This window comes from Streptomyces mesophilus, from assembly GCF_011044995.1.
Taxonomy (GTDB): domain Bacteria; phylum Actinomycetota; class Actinomycetes; order Streptomycetales; family Streptomycetaceae; genus Streptomyces; species Streptomyces mesophilus.
Genome location: NZ_JAAKZW010000071.1, coordinates 15,598 through 33,608, shown reverse-complemented (window position 1 = coordinate 33,608; position 18,011 = coordinate 15,598). Strand labels below are relative to the sequence as shown.

Here is an 18,011-nt window from a genome sequence, read left to right as displayed (position 1 = left end):
GAGGGGGAGGCCGAGGAGGGCGGTCGCATTGCCGCCTCGTACGGCGTGGAAGTCGGTGTCGGGCAGCCGCGCGGCGCGCAGGGCGCCGACCGGGTCCTCGGCGCCCATGTCGAACGGGAAGTCGGAGCCGAGCAGCACCCGGTCCGCGCCTGCCACGCGCACCAACTCCCGGAGCACGTACGGGTCGTGGACGAGCGAGTCGAAGTAGAGGCGCCGCAGATAGCTGCTCGGGGTCTCGCGGCAGCCCCGCGCGTCGGGCCGGGCCCGCCAGGCGTGGTCGGCGCGGCCGATGTGGGTGGGCAGATAGCCGCCGCCGTGGGCCGCGATCAGGCGCAGTTCCGGGTGTCGGTCGAGGACGCCGGAGAAGATCAGGTGCGAGAGGGCGACGGCGTTCTCGGTGGGCTGGCCGACGGAGTTGGACAGGTACCACTGGTCGAGGCGCTCGTCGAGCGTGCAGCCGAAGGGGTGCAGGAAGACCAGCGCGCCGGTCTCCTCCGCCCGCGCCCAGAACGGCGCGTAGTCCGGGTCGGACAGTTCGCGTCCAGGAGCGTGGCTGGAGATCTCCACGCCCGACAGACCGCATTCCAGGGCGTGTTCGAGTGCCCGCACCGCCTGCTCGGGATGCTGCAGCGGTACGAGGCCGAGTCCGCGCAGTCGGTCGGGGGCGGCCGAACAGTGCGCGGCGGTGGCCTCGTTGGCCGGCCGGTACACCTTCTCGGCCGTCTCCTCGTCGGCCCAGTAGTGGTAGTGCGAAGGGGAGGGGCTGACGAGCTGGACGTCCACGCCCTGCTCGTCCATCGCCGCCAGGCGTACGGACGGGTCGGTGAGGCGGGCGATCCGCGCGCCGATCATCGGGCCGTTGACCTTCAGGGCGTCCGGTCCGTTGCGGCGGGCGTCCAGGGCTCTCGCCTCGGCCAGGCCCGGCAGGCCGTCCACCAGAGCGTCGACCTCCGGCAGCAGGACGTGGGCGTGCACATCGACGGTAGGCGTCGTGGTCATCTCCACGGTGGGCGTCGTGGTCATCAGGGGAGCTCCCGGAGCATGGTCATGGTGCCGCCCATCAGGCCCGGTACGTCGGCGTCGCGGACCCCGTCGAGCTGCCACTGGCCGATCTGCACGGAGGCCTCCACGACGGGCCGTACGCGGGCGATGCGCCGCTCGTAATACGCCTGGAGCAGCGCGTCGTCCCAGTCCGCGGCGTCCTCGGTGGCGGTCAGCATCTGCGCGAGCACCCAGGCGTCCTCCATCGACAGGGCGGCGCCCTGGGCGAGGGTCGGCGGACAGCAGTGCGCGGCGTCGCCGACCAGGACGACCCGGCCGCGGTGCCAGGAGCCCTCGACCAACAGCCGGTCGAACCACGTGTAGTTGACCCGCGCCGGGTCGGTGATGTGCGCGGTGATCTCGGGCCAGTGGCCGCCGTAGTGCTGGGCCAGGGACCGCATTTCGTCCGCGTACGTGTCGGGCGGGATGGAGCCGCGGTCGCGGTTGGCCTCGACGACGTACGCGTACAGCGTGGTGGCGCTGGTCGGGCAGTAGCCGGCGATGTACGCCGGCCCGCCGTACGCGAGATCGGTACGGGCCACCCCGGCCGGGCGGGGCGCCGCGATGCGCCAGATCGCCATGCCCGTGGGCTCGGGCTTGTCCGTGATGCCGACGGCCGCGCGGGTGGCGGAGCCCAGACCGTCGGCGGCGATCACCAGGTCGTAGCGGCCCTCGGTGCCGTCGGTGAACGCCACCGTGACACCGTGCCGGTTCTGCGCGAAAGACGTGGCACGGACACCGAGGCGGACGCCGGCACCGCTCGCGCGGACGGCCTCGATGAGGATGCTCTGGAGCTGCGGGCGCTGCATGCCGACGGTCGCGGGCAGATCGTCGCCGCCCGTGCGCAGGTCCTCGGCGACATGCAGGACGGTGCCGTCGGGGGTGGTGATCCCGACCGCGCCGAAGCCGAACCCGGACTTCTCCACCTGCTCCCACACGCCGAGTTCGCGCAGTACGCGCAGGGCGTTGCCCTGGAGGGTGATGCCGGAGCCCGCGGTGGCGTTCCAGTCGTCCTTCGCCTCGATCAGATCGACCGTGATCCCGGCGCGCCGCAGCAGGATGGCCGCCGCGCTGCCGGCCGCACCGCCACCGATGACGAGGACCGTTCGGGGTGTGCTCATAGGGAACTCCCTTGTTCCGTACGGTGGTTGAGGCATGCGGGTCTGAGTGGTGCGGGGCTACTTGACGGCGATCGGGTTGACGGGCGAGCCCACCGCGCCGGTGATCGGCAGGGGCGCGGCGGTGAGCCAGAAGTCGTACGCGCCGTCGCGCGCGCAGTCCTCGGCGAGCGCGTCCAGATCCCACATCTCGCCGATGAGCAGGCCCATGTTGGGGATCGCGACCTGGTGCAGCGGCTGGAAGGCGTGCTCGAACTCGTTCGGGCGGACCTCGAAGCCCCAGGTGTCGGTGGCGATCGCGGCGATTTCCGTACGGTGCAGCCAGCCGGCCGTGGTGAACGACAGACCGGGCGACGGACCGCCCGCGTACTCGCCCCAGCCCTCACGCCGGGCCCGCGCGAGCCGCCCGGTACGGACGAGCACGAGGTCGCCGCGCCCCACCGTCACTCCGTGCGCCTCGGCGGTCCGGGTCAGATGGTCCTCGGTGATGGCGAACCCGTCCGCCAACTCGCCGTCCTCGCCCATCACTTGTGCGACGTCGAGGAGTACGCCGCGCCCTGCCACGTACGGGGCCATGTGCTCGATACCGGTGACCAGGTCGCCGTCGGAGGTGACGACCTGCTCGGCCGGGCGCCCGTTCCACGCCTTGCCGTGGTCGAAGATGTGGCCGAGCCCGTCCCACTGCGTGGAGCACTGCAACGGCATCGCGATCACGTCGTCGGCGCCGCCGATCCCGTGCGGAAAGCCCTGATGGCCGAGCGCCGCGTCGGTGCCGGTGTCCAGCATCGTGTGCACGGGGTTGGTCCGCCGCCGCCAGCCCTTCTGCGGTCCGTTCATGTCGAACCGCTGCGAGAGCGAGAAGCTGACACCCCGCCGAACGAGCGCGGCGCCTTCCCGGCGCTTGGCCGCGTCGAGGAAGTTGAGGGTGCCGAGGCGGTCGTCCTCGCCCCAACGGCCCCAGTTGGAGTACGCCTTGGCGGCCTCGGCTATCGCGCCTTCGGGGTCGTTGCGGTCCAGGGGCTCCGCGGTCATGACGCCACCTCCGCCACGCAGCGGGTGCGCTGGGCGCCGAGTCCGGTGATGGAGCCGTCCATCACGTCGCCGTCGCGCAGGAGCCGACCCCAGTGCATGCCGTTGCCGGCGGGTGAACCTGTCAACACCAGGTCGCCCGGCAGGAGTTGAGCCGACTGTGAGGCGTACGACACCATGCGGGCCACGTTGAAGATCATGTCCTTGGTGGACTCGTCCTGCATGGTCTCGCCGTTCAGCTCGAGGACGAGCCGCAGGTCGCCCGTGTCCGTGACCGAATCGGCGGGCACGATCCACGGGCCGAGCGGCGTGAACCCGGGCGCGTTCTTGCTGCGCAGCCAGTCGGTGCCGATCTGCGGCATGTCACGGCGGAAGACGGTCGCACGGTCGGTGAGGTCGTTGGCGATCGTGTACCCGGCGACGTACTCCAGGGCCTTCTCGACCGACACCCGGTACGCCGGGCGGCCGATCACGGCCGCCAACTCCAGCTCCCAGTCCGGCTTCTCGGCCCAGGCGGGCAGCACCACATCGTCGTACGGGCCGGTGATCGCGCTCGGCAGACCGATGAACACGTACGGCAGATCCTCCTGCGCCCGCCGGTCCATGATCTCGGCGGCCTCGGCCCGCCGCTCCTCCTCCGGGCGGTCGTCGCCCGGGGCGCGGTGGGCCACATGCAGATCGATCACGTGCCGGCGGTAGTTGGCGCCCGACTGGAAGACCTGGCGCGGCTCGACAGGGGCGTGCACGTGGAAGTCCGCCAGGGGCCTGCGGTCCGCGGCGGCGTCGGCGTCTGCGGCCAGGGAACGCAGTCGCGGCAGCACCTCGGGCCACTTCACAAGGAGCCCCCGTACGGTCAGCCGCTCGTCGTCGAGGGCGGTACGCAGGTCCACGGCGTGCCCGTCGGGCGTGACGAGGGCGGGGAATTCCGGCCCGCCCGGACCCGAGAGCGTCGCGAGGGCGAAGGGGCCGGCGAAGAGCGGGGAAGCGGGTGCGGGTTTCACGGGCGTGTCCTCCAGATTGCGGTGGGACTAATCTGGACCCGTCCTCGGTGATCAGGGAAATCGATTGTGTGGATGACTGTCATCCATCGGGCGGATACCACCTGGTCAGTGCCGCCCGAGGCCGTACGGCCCTACAGCCCCACAGTCGTCCAGCAAGGGAAAGCCCATGAACCTGGCCAGCCTGGACCTCAACCTCGTCGTCGCTCTGCGGGTCCTGCTCGAGGAGCGCAACGTCACCCGCGCCGGGCAGCGCGTCGGCCTGAGCCAGCCCGCCATGAGCGCCGCGCTGTTCCGGCTGCGCAAGCACTTCGACGACGAGCTGCTCGCCCGCGTCGGCGGCCACTACGAACTCACCGCGCTCGGACAGGTGTTGCTCGACCGCACGGCTACCGCCTACGACGTGCTCGAACGCCTCTTCTCCAGCCAGGCCTCGTTCGATCCGGCCCGCGAGAGCCGCGAGTTCAAGCTGGTGGCCTCCGACTACGCGGTCTCCGTGTTCGGCGCCGAACTCGCCCGCGTCGTCCACGAGGAGGCGCCCGGCATCCGGCTGCGCTTCACGCAGACCCCGCCCACCGTGGTCGACGACACGGCCACCCTGCTCAGTGCCGTGGACGGACTGCTCATGCCGCACGGAGTCATCAGCGGCTTCCCCGCCACCGACCTCTACGACGATCAGTGGGTCTTCGTCGTCGCCGACGACCATCCGACCGTCACGGACGGGCTCACCCGCCGCGACCTGGCGGAGCTGCCCTGGGTGACCTACCAGCGCACCTACGACGCACCGGCCGTACGCCAGCTCGGCATGCTCGGCATCGAACCGCGCGTGGAGGCCTCCGTCGACAGCTTCCAGCTCCTTCCACTGCTCGTCGCGGGCACCCGCCGGATCGCGCTCATCCAGGCGCGCCTCGCCCGGCTGCTCGCGCCGATCGCCCCCGTACGCCTGGTGGAACCTCCGTACGAGGCCGTTCCCTTGCAGGAGGCGCTGTGGTGGCATCCGGTGCACACGCACGACGCCGCCCATGTGTGGCTGCGGGAGACGGCGGAACGGGTGGGGGCGGGGCTGCCGCAGGTGAACGACGTATGGCAGTGAGACGCATGACAGCGAGACGCATGACAGCGAGGGGAGGCGCGCGATGGCCAGTGAGAGGAGGTGCACGATGAAGGCACCGCACCAGGAGTCGGTTCTCTCCCGTGCCGCGCGCATCCTGGAGGCGTTCAGCCAGGACGAGACCGCGCTGACCGTCTCCGAGATCGCCCGCCGCACCGGTCTGCACGTGGCCACGGCCTCCCGTCTGGTGGGCGAACTGGTCGCCCATGGGTTCCTGAGCCGCGACGACGACCGGCGCGTGCGGATCGGGGTCCGCCTGTGGGAGCTGGTCGTACGGGCCTCGCCCACGCTGTCGCTGCGGGATGCCGCGATGCCGTTCATGGAGGGCGTGCACGACGTGGTGGGCCACCATGTGCAACTCGCCGTGCTCGACGGCGAGGAGGTGCTGTTCCTGGAACGGCTCTCGGCCCCGCACGCGGTGATCAACTACACCCGTATCGCCGGACGCCTGCCGCTGCACGCCTCCTCCAGCGGCCTGGTGCTCCTGGCCCACGCGCCCGCCGCCCTGAAGGAACGGGTCCTCGCGGGCGACCTGACCGCCTACACCCCGGCCACTCCGGCCACCCCCGCGGCGCTGCGCGCCCTGCTCGCCGAGGTCCGCCGGCAGGGCCACGCGTACTGCCCCGGGTACGTCCACGACGACGCCCTCGGGATCGCCGCCCCGGTGCGCGGCGCCGACGGCACGGTGACGGCCGCGCTGTCGGTCATCGTCCCCAACGAGCGGTGCGCGCAGGAGATCGTGCCCGTCGTACGGACGGCGGCCAGGGGGGTGTCGCGGGCGCTCGGAACGCCCGGCACGGGCACGTTCTAGGCGGGAGGCGCCTCACACCGAGTACTTGGAGCACTTGCCCGTGGTGGTGGAGGGGACGGTGTCCTTGTGCCACCACAGCGCAAAGTGCATGTGGTCGCGGGCGTAGGGTCCGTAGACGCCGTCGACGTCGCTCCCGGTGAGGCCCCACACGTTCCGCTGGATCCACTTGAACGCGTCTCGGGTGCCGGTTCCGTAGACGCCGTCGGCGCCTCCGCTGTTCTTGACGTAGGTCGCCGCGGGCGTCCCCGCGTAGCAGACGAGGATGTTCACCTGCAGGGCGTAGACGTAGTTGCCGCTCATGCCCAGCTTCACGTAGCAGAGCGAGACCCCGGCCCGGATCCTCGGGATGATGATCAAAGTGAGCTCGGAGCGGGTCCTGATCGTCGTGTCGCCGCACGGATCGTTCGCCGCGGCCGCAGCGGGTGCGGCGGCGAGGGGGACGGTGCTCAGGCCGCTGATCGTGACGGCGAGCGCGGCGAGCAGGGCGCGGAGGCGTTTGCGGGTACGCATGCTGAGGCGTTCCTGTCTGCAGGGGGAAGGGTCCGGGCAGCACCTTAGGGTCGTCCTGGGCTTCGGACTTGGTCGTCCGTGCAGGGGACGTGGTCGGTCGTGCACCGTTCCAAGCCGGACCGCACTCCACTGCGAAATTCGTCTCTCACTGAGTGAGAACGCCGTCGCGGCCAGGCCGCGGCCGCACGCATCCTTCCCGCAATCCACAGACGGGAGGCGACAACGTGGTCGCACACGACCTGCTCCCTGCGATGCCCCGCCCCGCCCCGACTCTGACGCTCCGAGTCCGCGCCAAGGACACCGTCGCCGACGGCGTCGTGTCCCTCACGCTCGTCCACCCGGAGGGCGCGCGGCTGCCGGACTGGACACCCGGCGCGCACATCGACCTGGTCCTGCCCGACGGCACCACCCGCCAGTACTCCCTGTGCGGCGACCGCTGGGACCCGTACAGCTATCGCGTCGCGGTGCTGCGCGAGCCCGCCGGGCGCGGCGGATCGGCGTACGTGCACGACCGGTTGGCGCCCGGCGACCCGGTCGGGATCGGGGGCACGCACAACCACTTCCCCCTCGCGCCCGCCGACCGCTACCTCTTCATCGCGGGCGGAATCGGCATCACCCCGCTCCTGCCGATGATCCACCAGGCCGAACTGATGGGCATCGACTGGCAGTTGCTGTACGGAGGCCGTACGCGGCCCTCGATGGCGTTCCGTGACCACCTCGCGGACACCTACGGCGGGCGCGTGCACCTGCGCCCCCAGGACGAGTACGGACTGCTCGACCTGGATACGTGGCTGGGCCGGCCGGACCCCGGCACCAAGGTGTACTGCTGCGGACCGGCCCCGCTCCTGGCAGCCGTCGAGGAGGCCTGCGCCGGCTGGCCGCCGTACAGCCTGCGCACCGAACGCTTCACCGCCGCCGACCGGGCCGAGCCCGTACGGCAGACCTCCTTCGAGGTGGAACTGAGCCGCACCGGCCGTACGGTCACCGTCACACCGGACGTCTCCGTGCTGCACGCCGTGCGCGGGGCCGGGGCCGAGGTGCTGTCCTCGTGCGAGCAGGGGACGTGCGGCACCTGCCTGGTCCCGGTGCTCGCCGGGACGCCCGACCACCGGGACGCGGTCCTCGCCGAGCACGAACGCGCCGCGGGGGACTGCCTGTTGCCGTGTGTGTCGCGTTCGCGGTCGGACCGGCTGGTCCTGGATCTCTGAGCGAGCCCTTGCCTCTGAGCGATCCCTGCCCCTTCAGTACGTGGAGCCGCCATGCCCGAAACGACAGCCACCGCCGCCGCGCCGACCAGCGACGCCGACCCGTTCGCGCCGGAACACCTGGCCGACCCCGACCCCCTGCACCAGCACCTGCGCGACACCGGACCCGTCGTGCACCTGACCCGCTACAACGTGCACGCCCTCGCCCGCCACCAGGAGGTGCACGCGGCCCTCGTCGACTGGGGCACCTTCCAGTCCGGGGCCGGAGTGGGTCTCGCCAACTTCCGCCACGAGAAGCCATGGCGACCGCCGAGCCTGCTCCTCGAGGCCGATCCGCCCCACCACGACGCCCCACGCCGCGTCCTGCGCGAGATCCTCACCCCGCTCGCCCTGCGCCGGCTCCGCGAGACCTGGCAGACGGTCGCCGACGAGCTCGTGGAGACCGTACTGGCCGAACAGGGAACCGAGTTCGACGCCTTCACGGCGCTGGCGACCGCCTTCCCGCTGCGGGTCTTCCCGGATGCCGTCGGCCTCGGCCCGTACGGCAGGGAGAACCTGCTGCCGTACGGGAACATGGCCTTCAACGCCTTCGGCCCGCGCAACGACCTCGTCCAGGCCGATGCCCACAGGGTGGCCGAGCTGTCGGCCTGGGTGAACGACCAGTGCGTACGCGAGGCGCTGAGCGAGGACGGATTCGGCGCCCGGATCTGGGCGGCGGCCGACCGCGGCGACCTCACCCCCGCGCAGGCACCGCTGGTGGTGCGCTCGCTGCTCACGGCGGGCGTCGACACCACCGTGCACGGCCTTGCCGCCGCCCTCTACGCCTTCGCCACCCACCCCGGGCAGTGGCAACGGCTGCGCGAACGCCCCGAGTTGGCCCGCGTCGCCTTCGACGAGGCCGTGCGGTGGCAGTCGCCCGTGCAGACCTTCTTCCGTACGGCCACCAAGGACGTCGACATCGCGGGCACCCGTATCCCCGAGGGTGGGAAGATCCTCATGTTCCTCGGCGCCGCCAACCGCGACCCGCGGCGCTGGAGCGACCCCGACCGCTTCGACCTCGCCCGGGACCCCTCGGGCCACGTCGGCTTCGGCATGGGCATCCACCAGTGCGTCGGCCAGCACGTCGCCCGCCTCGAAGCGGAATGCCTGCTCACCGCGCTGGCCCGCCGCGTCGCCCACCTGGAACTCGCGGGCCCGCCGCGGCGCCACCTCAACAACACCCTGCGATCGTGGGTACAGCTGCCGATACGCATCCGCACGGCGAGCTGACCGCAGAGCCGCTCCACCTTCCGACGGAAAAGGACCCATCTCCATGCCACAGCACGTACGGGGCGTCATCGCCCGAGCCAAAGGCGAACCGGTACGCATCGAGACCATCGTCGTCCCCGACCCCGGGCCGGGTGAGGCGGTGGTGAAGGTGCAGGCGTGCGGTGTCTGCCACACCGATCTGCACTACCGCGAGGGCGGCATCAACGACGAGTTCCCGTTCCTCCTCGGCCACGAGGCGGCCGGGATCGTCGAACAGGTCGGCCCCGATGTGACCGACGTGGCCCCCGGCGACTTCGTGATCCTCAACTGGCGTGCGGTGTGCGGCAAGTGCCGTGCCTGCCGGCGCGGACGCCCGCAGTACTGCTTCGACACGCACAACGCGCGGCAGAAGATGACGCTCGCCGAGGACGGCACCGAGCTCTCCCCCGCACTCGGCATCGGCGCCTTCGCCGAGAAGACCCTCGTGGCCGCGGGACAGTGCACCAAGGTCGACCCGGCCGCATCGCCGGCCGCCGCGGGACTGCTCGGCTGCGGGGTGATGGCGGGCATCGGCGCCGCGATCAACACCGGGGGAGTGGGCCGCGGCGACTCCGTGGCCGTCATCGGCTGCGGTGGAGTCGGCGCCGCGGCCGTGGCCGGCGCACGTCTGGCGGGCGCGGCGCGGATCATCGCCGTCGACCTCGACGATCGCAAGCTGAGCACGGCCCGTGGGCTGGGAGCGACCCACACGGTCAACTCCCGTACGAGCGACGCGGTCGAGACGATCCGCGAGCTGACCGGCGGCTTCGGCGCCGATGTCGTCATCGAGGCGGTCGGCCGCCCGGAGACGTATGAACAGGCCTTCTACGCCCGGGACTTGGCGGGCACCGTCGTCCTGGTCGGGGTGCCGACCCCGGAGATGCGGATCGATCTGCCGCTGCTCGACGTCTTCGGGCGCGGCGGCTCCCTCAAGTCCTCCTGGTACGGCGACTGCCTGCCCTCCCGCGACTTCCCGCTGCTCATCGACCTGTACCAGCAGGGGCGCCTGGACCTCGACGCCTTCGTCAGCGAGACCATCGCCCTGGACGAGGTCGAGGAGGCCTTCGCCCGTATGCACAAGGGAGATGTCCTGCGCTCGGTGGTGATCCTCTGATGGCAGGTGTACGGGTCGAACGCGTCGTCACCTCGGGCGTGTTCGCGCTCGACGGCGGCAGCTGGGAGGTCGACAACAACGTCTGGATCGTCGGCGACGACCACGAGGCGGTGGTGATCGACGCGGCGCACGACGCCGAGGCCATCATCGCCGCGCTGGGTGAACGCCGGCTCACCGCGATCGTCTGCACCCACGCGCACAACGACCACATCAACGCGGCTCCCGCGCTCGCCGAGGCCACCGGCGCACCGATCCTGCTGCACTTGGACGACCGTGTGCTGTGGAAGCAGACCCATCAGAACCGCGAACCCGACAGCTATCTCTCCGACAACCAGCGCATCGAGGTGGCCGGTACCGAACTGCAGGTGCTGCACACGCCCGGCCACGCCCCGGGAGCGATCAGCCTCCATCTGCCCGCGCTCGGCGCGGTGTTCACGGGCGACACCCTGTTCGCGGGCGGCCCCGGAGCCACCGGGCGCTCGTTCTCGCACTTCCCGACGATCATCCGCTCGATCCGGGACCGGCTCCTGACCCTGCCCGCGGCGACCGTCGTGCACACCGGCCACGGCGACGACACCACCATCGGCGACGAGGCGCCCCACCTGGAGGAATGGATCGCGCGCGGGCACTGAACGATCAACCGCCGCCACTCGTACGGAGGGAGCGCCGGTCGCGCCGCGGGCTACCGCCCCCGCGGCGCGGCCGTGCTGGCGCGCTGGACCAGGCGCGGGGTCATCGTGGTGCGCTGCGCCCGGTCCCTGCGGCCCTCCACCCGCTCGATCAGCATGCGGGCGGCGGCGGAGCCCATGTCGGGGCCTGCCTGGTCGACGCTGGTCAACTGCACCGGCGCCAGGGCGGCAAGCGCGGTGTTGTTGTAGCCGACGAGGGAGACGTCCTCGGGGATCCGCAGCGCGAGTTCATGGGCCGCGCGGTAGATGCCCAGGGCCGCCACATCGGCGCCGGTCATGATGGCGGTCGGCCGTCGCTCGGCCGTGAGCAGCGTGAGCCCCGCCTTGAAGCCGCCCTCGTCGGAGTACGCGGCGTGGTGGACCTGGAGGTGCTGCTCCAGGCCGTGCCGCCGCATCGCCTCCGTATAGCCGTCGGTGAGCACGATCTCGGGAGTGCGCCGCCACTGGGCGGCCTTGCTGCCGGGGGCCGAGACCAGGGCGATGTCCCGGTGCCCCAGCCCGACGAGATGGTCCACCACCAGGCCGGCGCCGATGTCGTCGGCGTCCGCCACCGAGTCATGAGTGTCCGCGCTGTCATGGTGGCCGATGACGACCGTGGGCGTGGACGCGGCCGTGGCGAGCACCTCGGGGCGGGGCGTGCCGGGCGCGATGAGGATCAGCCCGTCCATCTGGCGGTCGACCATGGAACGGATGACACGGGACTGCTGATCCGGCTCGAACCCGGCCGCACCGATCAGGACGGTGTACTCGGTGCTGCTCAGCTCCTCGCGGATGCCGTCGAGGATGTCGGCGAAGAAGGCATTGCGGACGTTGTCGAGCAGCACGCCGATCGTGTACGTCCGGCCGCGCATACCGCGGGCCGCCGCATGGGGGCGGTAGCCCAGCTCGGCGATGGCCGCGCGCACCTTCTCCTGCATGCGCGGGCTCACGCCGTAGGCGTTGTTGAGCACCTTGGACACGGCCGTGGTGGACACACCGGCGGTCCGGGCGACGTCGTTGATCGTCACGCGTTTGTTCGGCCTGGGTGCCGCAGCGCCGCCCATGGTCAGTTACTCCAGATCTCGTGGTGTTAAGGGGAACGATTCACAGAATGCCACAGCTGTGTCCTTCCGTCTTCCGTGCACTACAGCGAAGTTACGGGCTGATCTCTTGACGTAGCCGGAAGTTGCGTGCAGGGTGATGCCCACTCGCTTATGGGGAACGTTTCACAAAACCCCACCGCGGCCGGACCGTATCCGCTCCGTGTGCCGCATGTGCTCGCTCTCCGCGCTCCGTTGCCCCACCTCTCCTCTCTCGTTACGCCGAACTCTCCTGGGAGTGAACTGTGTCTTCCCGCGCCCTCGTTACCCGCCGCACGCACCGCACGCGCCTCGCCCTGCTCACGACCGGTGTCGCCTCGATATCCCTGCTCGCGACCGCCTGCGGCGGTACCGGCGGCGGAACGTCGACCACGCCCAAGGAGTTCAGCTACCTGAGCGTCACCGAGAACACCACCGTCAAGAACGCGCTGACCTCCCTGTCCAAGGGTGCGTGCAAGCCCGCGCAGGAGGCGCTGCCGCTGAAGGTGGAGACGGTGCCGCAGGCGAGCCTCGACCAGAAGCTGCAGCTGCTCGCGGGGCAGGACGCCCTGCCGGTCCAGTTCGCGGCGGGCAACGCCCCCGCGCTCACCCAGCAGTTGGAGAACTCGGGCAAGGTCGCCGACCTGGAGGGCGAGCTGACGAAGCTCGGCGTGTTCGACCAGCTGGAGCCGGCGGCCGTCTCCACCATCAAGGCGCTGTACGGCGGCAAGATGGACGTACTGCCGTACGAGTACAACATCGAGGGGATCTTCTACAACAAGAAGGTCTTCGAGGTGCACGGCATCAAGGCCCCGGGCACCTGGGCCGAACTCCGGGACGCCGCCGCGAAGTTGGAGGCCGAGGGCATCCAGCCGTTCTCCGCGTCCGGTCAGCAGGGCTGGCCGCTGACCCGGCTCATCAGCGGCTACCTCCACCGCAGCCTCGGCCCGGACGCCCTGCAGAAAGTCGCCGACGGCAAGGCGAAGCTCACCGACCCCGCGTATGTGAAGGCCGCCCAGGAGGTCGCCGACCTCGGCAAAAAGGGGTACTTCGGCAAGGGTGTCGGCTCCATCGACTACGACACCGCGATGAACCAGTTCCTGAGTGGCAAGGCCGCCATGTTCTACATGGGCAGCTGGGCGCTGGCGAACATCGCCGACGGCAAGCAGAACAAGGTCGGCGCCGAGAACGTCGGCTTCCTGCCGTTCCCGGCCGTCGCCGGCGGCAAGGGCTCCGTCGACCAGTACCCCTCCAATGTCGGCCTCGGGATCGCCCTGAGCGAGAAGTCCTTCGACAAGAACACCGGTGCCTGGGTCTCCTGCATCGCCAAGAACTACGGCAGCACCGCACTGAAGGACCACGGTGCCATCTCCGGCTTCAAGGTGAACACCGAGGTCAAGGACGCCAACGAGGTCACCACCCAGGTCCGGGACACCATCAGCTCCTCGAAGCAGAACGTGCTGTGGTTCGAGGCCCTGTTCAGCACCAAGGCCACCACCGTCAGCCAGACCAACGCGGCCGGCCTCGTCAGCGGAAGCTTGAGCCCGCAGCAGTTCATGCAGACGGTCCAGGACGCGCTCGCCGCCAAGTAACCGGCCCGGCACGTCTCAACGGATACGAAGTGGACTCCACCCATGCACCGCGTACTCGGTGACCGCAGGGCCATCGCGATCCTGCTCGGCCCCGCTCTCCTCGTCTACACCCTGATCATGCTCGTCCCGATGGCGTGGTCGCTCGGGTACTCCTTCACCCGGGGCAACACCATCGACGGCTTCACCGGCAACGGCGTCGCCAATTTCTCCCGGCTCCTCGCCGACCCGGCCGTGCGCGACGCGCTCTGGTTCACGCTCAAGTACGCCGCCGCCGTCACCGTCGGCCAGGTCGTGGCGGGCTATCTGATCGCCCTGCTCTACGTGTTCTTCCTCAAGCGCGCCTCCGCCCTGGTCCGTACCCTCGTGTTCTTCCCCGTGGTGCTGCCCACCGTGGCCGTCGGGCTGCTGTTCCAGAAGTTCTTCCAGGTCGCCCCGCAGACGGGACCGGTCAACTCCCTCCTGAATGCGGTGGGGTTGGAGTCGGTCGACTTCTTCGGCAGCGCAGGGAGCGCCTTCTGGGTCCTGGTCGTCATGGACATCTGGCGCTCCATGGGCTTCTACGCCGTGCTGCTCTTCGCCGGCCTGGTCGACATCCCCGAGGAGACCCTCGAGTCGGCCCGCCTCGACGGCGCCACGGGCCTTCGCCTGGTCCGCCACATCGTGCTGCCGCTGTCGCTGCCCGTCCTGCTGTCCTCGCTGATCTTCAGCATCAACGGCACCCTCAAGGTCTTCGACTCGATCGTCGCCCTGACGGGCGGCGGCCCCGGCAACGGCACCACGCCACTGACCCTGTACATGTTCCAGACGTCGTTCACCTACAGCGAGTACGGCTACGGCAGCACCATCGCCCTGCTCCTCACCGTCGTGTGCCTGCTGGTGAGCCTGGCCGTCTACCGCGTCTCGCGGCGCGATCTCACGGAGGGCTGAGCCATGGCCACCCGCATGCACGCCCGCCGCTGGTGGGTGAAGCTCGCCGTCGGACTGCTCCTGGTCGTGGAGATCTATCCGCTGATCTGGATGTTCCTGACCTCGCTGAAGTCCAACGACGACTACCTGAACAACTCCACCTGGAGCCTGCCCACCACCTGGGAATGGGGCAACTACACGGAGGCCTGGACCACCGGCAACATCGGCCTGTACGTACAGAACAGCCTGCTCGCCGTACTCCCCGCACTCGCCCTGATCCTGCTCCTGGGCACCGCAGCCGGTTTCGCCCTGCAGATCATGGTGTGGAAGGGCCGGAGCGTGACCCTTGTGGTCTTCCTCGCGGGCATGATGGTGCCGCCGCAGATGATCCTGCTGCCCCTGTTCACCGTGTACTTCCAGTCGGGCCTGTCCGGCACGCTGTGGCCGCTGATCCTCACGTACACGGGAACAGGTCTGCCGCTGACCGTCTTCATGATGGCGACGTACTACCGCACCGTGCCCCGCGAGCTGTTCGAGGCGGCCACCATCGACGGCGCCGGCATCCTGCGGGCGTTCTGGACCATCAGCGTGCCCATGGTGCGCAACGCCCTGCTCACCGTCGGCCTGGTGCAGTTCTTCTTCATCTGGAACGACCTCCTGATCGCCCTGACGTTCACCAACAACCAGGACCTGCGCACCATCCAGGTCGGCCTGCTGAACTTCACCGGCGACTTCGGCGCCACCCAGTACGGGCCGCTCTTCGCCGCCATCTGCATCAACGTCTTCGGCACCCTCCTGATCTATCTCTTCCTCAACCAGAAGGTCATGAAGGGCCTCACCTCGGGAGCGGTCAAGGGCTGACGGCCCTTCTCTTCCGCTCCCGCGCACGTGAACGAAAGGTTCCCCCTTTGCTGCCCTCCCCGCCCTCACCGGTGTCCTTCGAGCACCTCCCGGACGGCCTCGGCATCGGCACCGCCACCCCACGCCTGTCCTGGACCCTGCCGCCCGGCTCCGGCCGGCAGACCGCGTACGAACTCGAACTCCCCCGCGATACGGGGGTGTTGTCCAGCGGCCGTATCGACAGCGCCGAGCAGATCCTCGTGCCCTGGCCGGGACCGCCGCTGCGCTCGCGCGAACGGGCCGAGGCCCGCGTCCGCGTCTGGACCACCGGCGCGGAGGGCCCTTCCGCCTGGAGCGAGGCCCGCCCCGTGGAGGCCGGTCTGCTCGACCCCACCGACTGGCAGGCCGTGCCGGTCGGTGCGGCCTGGACCGAGGACCCCGACGCGGACCGCCAACCGGCCCGCGTCCGCAAGGACTTCACCCTCGAGCGGACCGTCACCCGCGCCCGTCTCTACGTCACCGCCCACGGCCTGTACGAGGTGGAGATCAACGGACGGCGCGTCGGCGACGAGGCCCTCGCCCCCGGCTGGACCGTCTACCCGCACCGCCTGCGCTACCGCACCCACGACGTCACCGGCCACCTCACCGAAGGCGCCAACACCCTCGGCGCGTGGCTCGGTGACGGCTGGTACCGCGGGAAGTACGGCTTCGACGGCGGCACCCGCAACATCTACGGCACGGACCAGTCCCTGATCGCCCAACTGGAGGTGACGTACGACGACGGCACCACGACCGTCCTCGCCACGGACGGCACTTGGCGCGCGGCGCCCGGCCCGATCCTCTCCAGCGGCCTGTACGAGGGGGAGACCTTCGACGCCCGTCTGTACGAGGCGAGTTGGGCCACGCCGTCCGGCGCCGACATCGGTGACTGGTCACCCGTGCGTACGGGTGAACGCGACGCCGGCACCCTCGTCGCCCCGCTCGGCCCCCCGGTCGCCTGCACCGACCAGATAGCCCCGGTCGCCATCACGGCGACCGGCGACGGCCGCCACCTCCTCGACTTCGGCCAGAACCTCGTCGGCCGGCTCCGCGTCACCGTCGACGGACCGGCCGGGACGACGATCACGCTCCGGCATGCCGAGATCCTGTCCGGGGGCGAGCCGGCCACACGTCCGCTGCGGAAGGCGTACTCCACCGACACCCTGATCCTGTCCGGCCGCGGGCGCCTCACCTGGGAACCCCGCTTCACCCTGCACGGCTTCCGGTACGCCGAAGTCACGGGCTGGCCCGGCGAGTTGGCCCCCGGCATGGTGACCGCTCGCGTGTACCACTCCGACATGCGGCGAACGGGGTGGTTCGAGTGCAGTGATCCGCTGGTCAACCGGCTGCACGAGAACGTCGTGTGGAGCATGCGCGGGAACTTCGTCGATCTGCCCACCGACTGCCCGCAGCGCGACGAGCGCCTCGGCTGGACCGGCGACATCCAGGTCTTCGCCCCCACCGCGAGCTACCTCTACGACTGCGCCGGCCTGCTCGACTCCTGGCTCACCGACGTGGGCCTCGAGCAACTGCCCGACGGCACCGTTCCCTGGTACGTGCCCGTCATCCCCGGGGGGTCGATGTGGACCCCGATCCGCCCCGGCGCCGCCTGGGGCGACGTCGCCACCCTCACCCCGTGGGTGCTTTACCGGCGCTTCGGCGACCGTGAACTCCTGCGCCGCCACTACGCGATGGGCAAGGCGTGGGTCGACCTGGTGGCGCGCCTCGCCGGACCCGACCGCCTGTGGGACACCGGCTTCCAGCTGGGGGACTGGCTCGACCCGGCCGCACCGCCACAGGACCCGGCCGCCTCCCGTACGGACCGCTATCTGGTCGCCACCGCGTACTTCGCGCACTCCACCCGCCATCTCGCCTGCTCTGCCGCGGAGTTGGGGCTCGATGGGGACGCCGCACGGTACGCGGCGCTCGCGGACGAGGTCACGGCTGCCTTCCGCCGCCGCTACGTCCTGCCCACCGGCCGTATGACCAGCGACACCCCCACCGCGTACGCCGTCGCCCTCGCCTTCGACCTCCTGACCCGGGAACAGCGCGGGCCCGCGGGCGATCGCCTGGCGGAACTCGTGCTCGCCGACGACGCCCGTATCGCCACCGGTTTCGTCGGTACCCCCCTGATCTGCGACGCCCTCACCGACACCGGCCACACCGACGTCGCCTACCGCCTGCTGACCCAGACCGCATGCCCCTCCTGGCTGTACCCGGTCACCATGGGCGCCACCACCATCTGGGAACGCTGGGACAGCCTCCGCCCCGACGGCACCCTCAACCCGGGCGGCATGACCTCCTTCAACCACTACGCGCTCGGGGCGGTGGCCGACTGGCTGCACCGGGTCGTCGGCGGCATCGCTCTTCAGGCCCCCGGCTACCGGGAGTTGACCTTCAGGCCGCGTCCCGGCGGCGACATCACCTGGGCCCGCACCCGCCATGAGACGCCGTACGGCACGGCCTCCCTGGACTGGGAGCTGACCGCCGACGGCATGAGGGCACGGATCACCGTGCCCGAAGGCTGCACGGCCACCGCCGAACTCCCCGGGTGCGCACCGGTCGCGCTCGGCCCGGGAGAGCACACCCTCGACACCGCCGAACTCCTCCCTGCGGCGGCGTGAAACGACCTCGTCACGGCCGCTGAACCGGCCGCCCTACCC

General features: G+C 70.6%; 16 protein-coding genes. 10 read left to right on the top strand and 6 right to left on the bottom strand.

Features of this window, described 5'->3' with window-relative positions; translation table 11 throughout:
• From G6045_RS18605 to G6045_RS18590, 4 genes are all read right to left on the bottom strand, one after another.
• Positions 1-999: amidohydrolase family protein (locus tag G6045_RS18605; protein WP_165333113.1), on the bottom strand; the 999-nt coding region annotated here is incomplete at its 3' end.
• A gap of 23 nt (positions 1,000-1,022) precedes the next feature.
• Positions 1,023-2,162, bottom strand: coding sequence for an FAD-dependent oxidoreductase (locus G6045_RS18600; protein WP_165333110.1), 1,140 nt, complete (start codon positions 2,160-2,162; stop codon positions 1,023-1,025).
• 57 nt (positions 2,163-2,219) lie between these two features.
• Positions 2,220-3,191, bottom strand: coding sequence for a cyclase family protein (locus G6045_RS18595; RefSeq protein ID WP_165333109.1), 972 nt, complete (start codon positions 3,189-3,191; stop codon positions 2,220-2,222).
• Positions 3,188-4,189 carry a fumarylacetoacetate hydrolase family protein gene (locus G6045_RS18590; protein ID WP_165333108.1) on the bottom strand — a complete coding sequence of 334 codons (1,002 nt, stop codon included), beginning with the start codon at positions 4,187-4,189 and terminating at the stop codon, positions 3,188-3,190. Before G6045_RS18590 ends, G6045_RS18595 begins: the two co-directional genes overlap by 4 nt.
• 166 nt (positions 4,190-4,355) lie before the next feature.
• Between G6045_RS18590 and G6045_RS18585 the strand changes: the two genes are divergently transcribed.
• Positions 4,356-5,279, top strand: coding sequence for a LysR family transcriptional regulator (locus G6045_RS18585; protein WP_165333107.1), 924 nt, complete (start codon positions 4,356-4,358; stop codon positions 5,277-5,279).
• A gap of 67 nt (positions 5,280-5,346) precedes the next feature.
• The gene (locus G6045_RS18580; RefSeq protein ID WP_165333106.1) at positions 5,347-6,108 is read left to right on the top strand and encodes an IclR family transcriptional regulator; all 762 of its coding nucleotides are present in this window, start codon (positions 5,347-5,349) and stop codon (positions 6,106-6,108) included.
• A 12-nt stretch (positions 6,109-6,120) separates the two neighbouring features.
• Here G6045_RS18580 and G6045_RS18575 read toward each other — a convergent pair whose 3' ends face one another.
• Complete coding sequence (locus G6045_RS18575) at positions 6,121-6,618, bottom strand: peptidoglycan-binding domain-containing protein (protein WP_165333105.1); 498 nt, start codon at positions 6,616-6,618, stop codon at positions 6,121-6,123.
• 251 nt (positions 6,619-6,869) lie between these two features.
• Between G6045_RS18575 and G6045_RS18570 the strand changes: the two genes are divergently transcribed.
• Genes G6045_RS18570 through G6045_RS18555 form a run of 4 tightly spaced genes read left to right on the top strand, consistent with a single transcriptional unit; the run spans position 6,870 to position 10,856 of the window.
• Positions 6,870-7,826, top strand: a complete 957-nt coding sequence (locus tag G6045_RS18570; protein WP_165333112.1) for a PDR/VanB family oxidoreductase — start codon at positions 6,870-6,872, stop codon at positions 7,824-7,826.
• Between the two features lie 51 nt (positions 7,827-7,877).
• Positions 7,878-9,092 carry a cytochrome P450 gene (locus G6045_RS18565; protein ID WP_165333104.1) on the top strand — a complete coding sequence of 405 codons (1,215 nt, stop codon included), beginning with the start codon at positions 7,878-7,880 and terminating at the stop codon, positions 9,090-9,092.
• A 43-nt stretch (positions 9,093-9,135) separates the two neighbouring features.
• Positions 9,136-10,224, top strand: a complete 1,089-nt coding sequence (locus G6045_RS18560) for an S-(hydroxymethyl)mycothiol dehydrogenase (RefSeq protein WP_165333103.1) — start codon at positions 9,136-9,138, stop codon at positions 10,222-10,224.
• Positions 10,224-10,856, top strand: a complete 633-nt coding sequence (locus G6045_RS18555; protein WP_165333102.1) for an MBL fold metallo-hydrolase — start codon at positions 10,224-10,226, stop codon at positions 10,854-10,856. The genes G6045_RS18560 and G6045_RS18555 overlap by 1 nt, the downstream gene beginning before the upstream one ends.
• A gap of 50 nt (positions 10,857-10,906) precedes the next feature.
• On the opposite strand, the gene G6045_RS18550 is transcribed toward G6045_RS18555, so the two are convergent.
• Positions 10,907-11,920: a LacI family DNA-binding transcriptional regulator gene (locus G6045_RS18550; RefSeq protein WP_165333101.1), complete on the bottom strand. Its 1,014-nt coding sequence runs from the start codon at positions 11,918-11,920 to the stop codon at positions 10,907-10,909.
• Between the two features lie 317 nt (positions 11,921-12,237).
• On the opposite strand from G6045_RS18550, the gene G6045_RS18545 reads away from it, so the two are divergent.
• From G6045_RS18545 to G6045_RS18530, 4 genes are read left to right on the top strand one after another with little or no spacing between them, the layout of a single operon-like run.
• Positions 12,238-13,563, top strand: a complete 1,326-nt coding sequence (locus G6045_RS18545; RefSeq protein WP_165333100.1) for an ABC transporter substrate-binding protein — start codon at positions 12,238-12,240, stop codon at positions 13,561-13,563.
• A 42-nt stretch (positions 13,564-13,605) separates the two neighbouring features.
• Complete coding sequence (locus tag G6045_RS18540; RefSeq protein WP_165333099.1) at positions 13,606-14,490, top strand: carbohydrate ABC transporter permease; 885 nt, start codon at positions 13,606-13,608, stop codon at positions 14,488-14,490.
• Positions 14,491-14,493: 3 nt separating this feature from the next.
• Positions 14,494-15,330, top strand: a complete 837-nt coding sequence (locus G6045_RS18535; protein ID WP_165333098.1) for a carbohydrate ABC transporter permease — start codon at positions 14,494-14,496, stop codon at positions 15,328-15,330.
• 47 nt (positions 15,331-15,377) lie between these two features.
• Entirely contained in the window at positions 15,378-17,972 is a 2,595-nt protein-coding gene (locus tag G6045_RS18530; protein WP_165333097.1) for an alpha-L-rhamnosidase, read from the top strand.
• Positions 17,973-18,011 lie beyond the last annotated feature (39 nt).

What these genes read in the sequence shown, in the direction of transcription:
- G6045_RS18600 (WP_165333110.1), bottom strand. Translation starts at nt 2,162, where the DNA reads ATGAGCACACCCCGAACGGTCCTCGTCATCGGTGGCGGTGCGGCCGGC.
- G6045_RS18595 (WP_165333109.1), bottom strand. Translation starts at nt 3,191, where the DNA reads ATGACCGCGGAGCCCCTGGACCGCAACGACCCCGAAGGCGCGATAGCC.
- G6045_RS18585 (WP_165333107.1), top strand. Translation starts at nt 4,356, where the DNA reads ATGAACCTGGCCAGCCTGGACCTCAACCTCGTCGTCGCTCTGCGGGTC.
- G6045_RS18580 (WP_165333106.1), top strand. Translation starts at nt 5,347, where the DNA reads ATGAAGGCACCGCACCAGGAGTCGGTTCTCTCCCGTGCCGCGCGCATC.
- G6045_RS18575 (WP_165333105.1), bottom strand. Translation starts at nt 6,618, where the DNA reads ATGCGTACCCGCAAACGCCTCCGCGCCCTGCTCGCCGCGCTCGCCGTC.
- G6045_RS18570 (WP_165333112.1), top strand. Translation starts at nt 6,870, where the DNA reads ATGCCCCGCCCCGCCCCGACTCTGACGCTCCGAGTCCGCGCCAAGGAC.
- G6045_RS18565 (WP_165333104.1), top strand. Translation starts at nt 7,878, where the DNA reads ATGCCCGAAACGACAGCCACCGCCGCCGCGCCGACCAGCGACGCCGAC.
- G6045_RS18560 (WP_165333103.1), top strand. Translation starts at nt 9,136, where the DNA reads ATGCCACAGCACGTACGGGGCGTCATCGCCCGAGCCAAAGGCGAACCG.
- G6045_RS18555 (WP_165333102.1), top strand. Translation starts at nt 10,224, where the DNA reads ATGGCAGGTGTACGGGTCGAACGCGTCGTCACCTCGGGCGTGTTCGCG.
- G6045_RS18540 (WP_165333099.1), top strand. Translation starts at nt 13,606, where the DNA reads ATGCACCGCGTACTCGGTGACCGCAGGGCCATCGCGATCCTGCTCGGC.
- G6045_RS18535 (WP_165333098.1), top strand. Translation starts at nt 14,494, where the DNA reads ATGGCCACCCGCATGCACGCCCGCCGCTGGTGGGTGAAGCTCGCCGTC.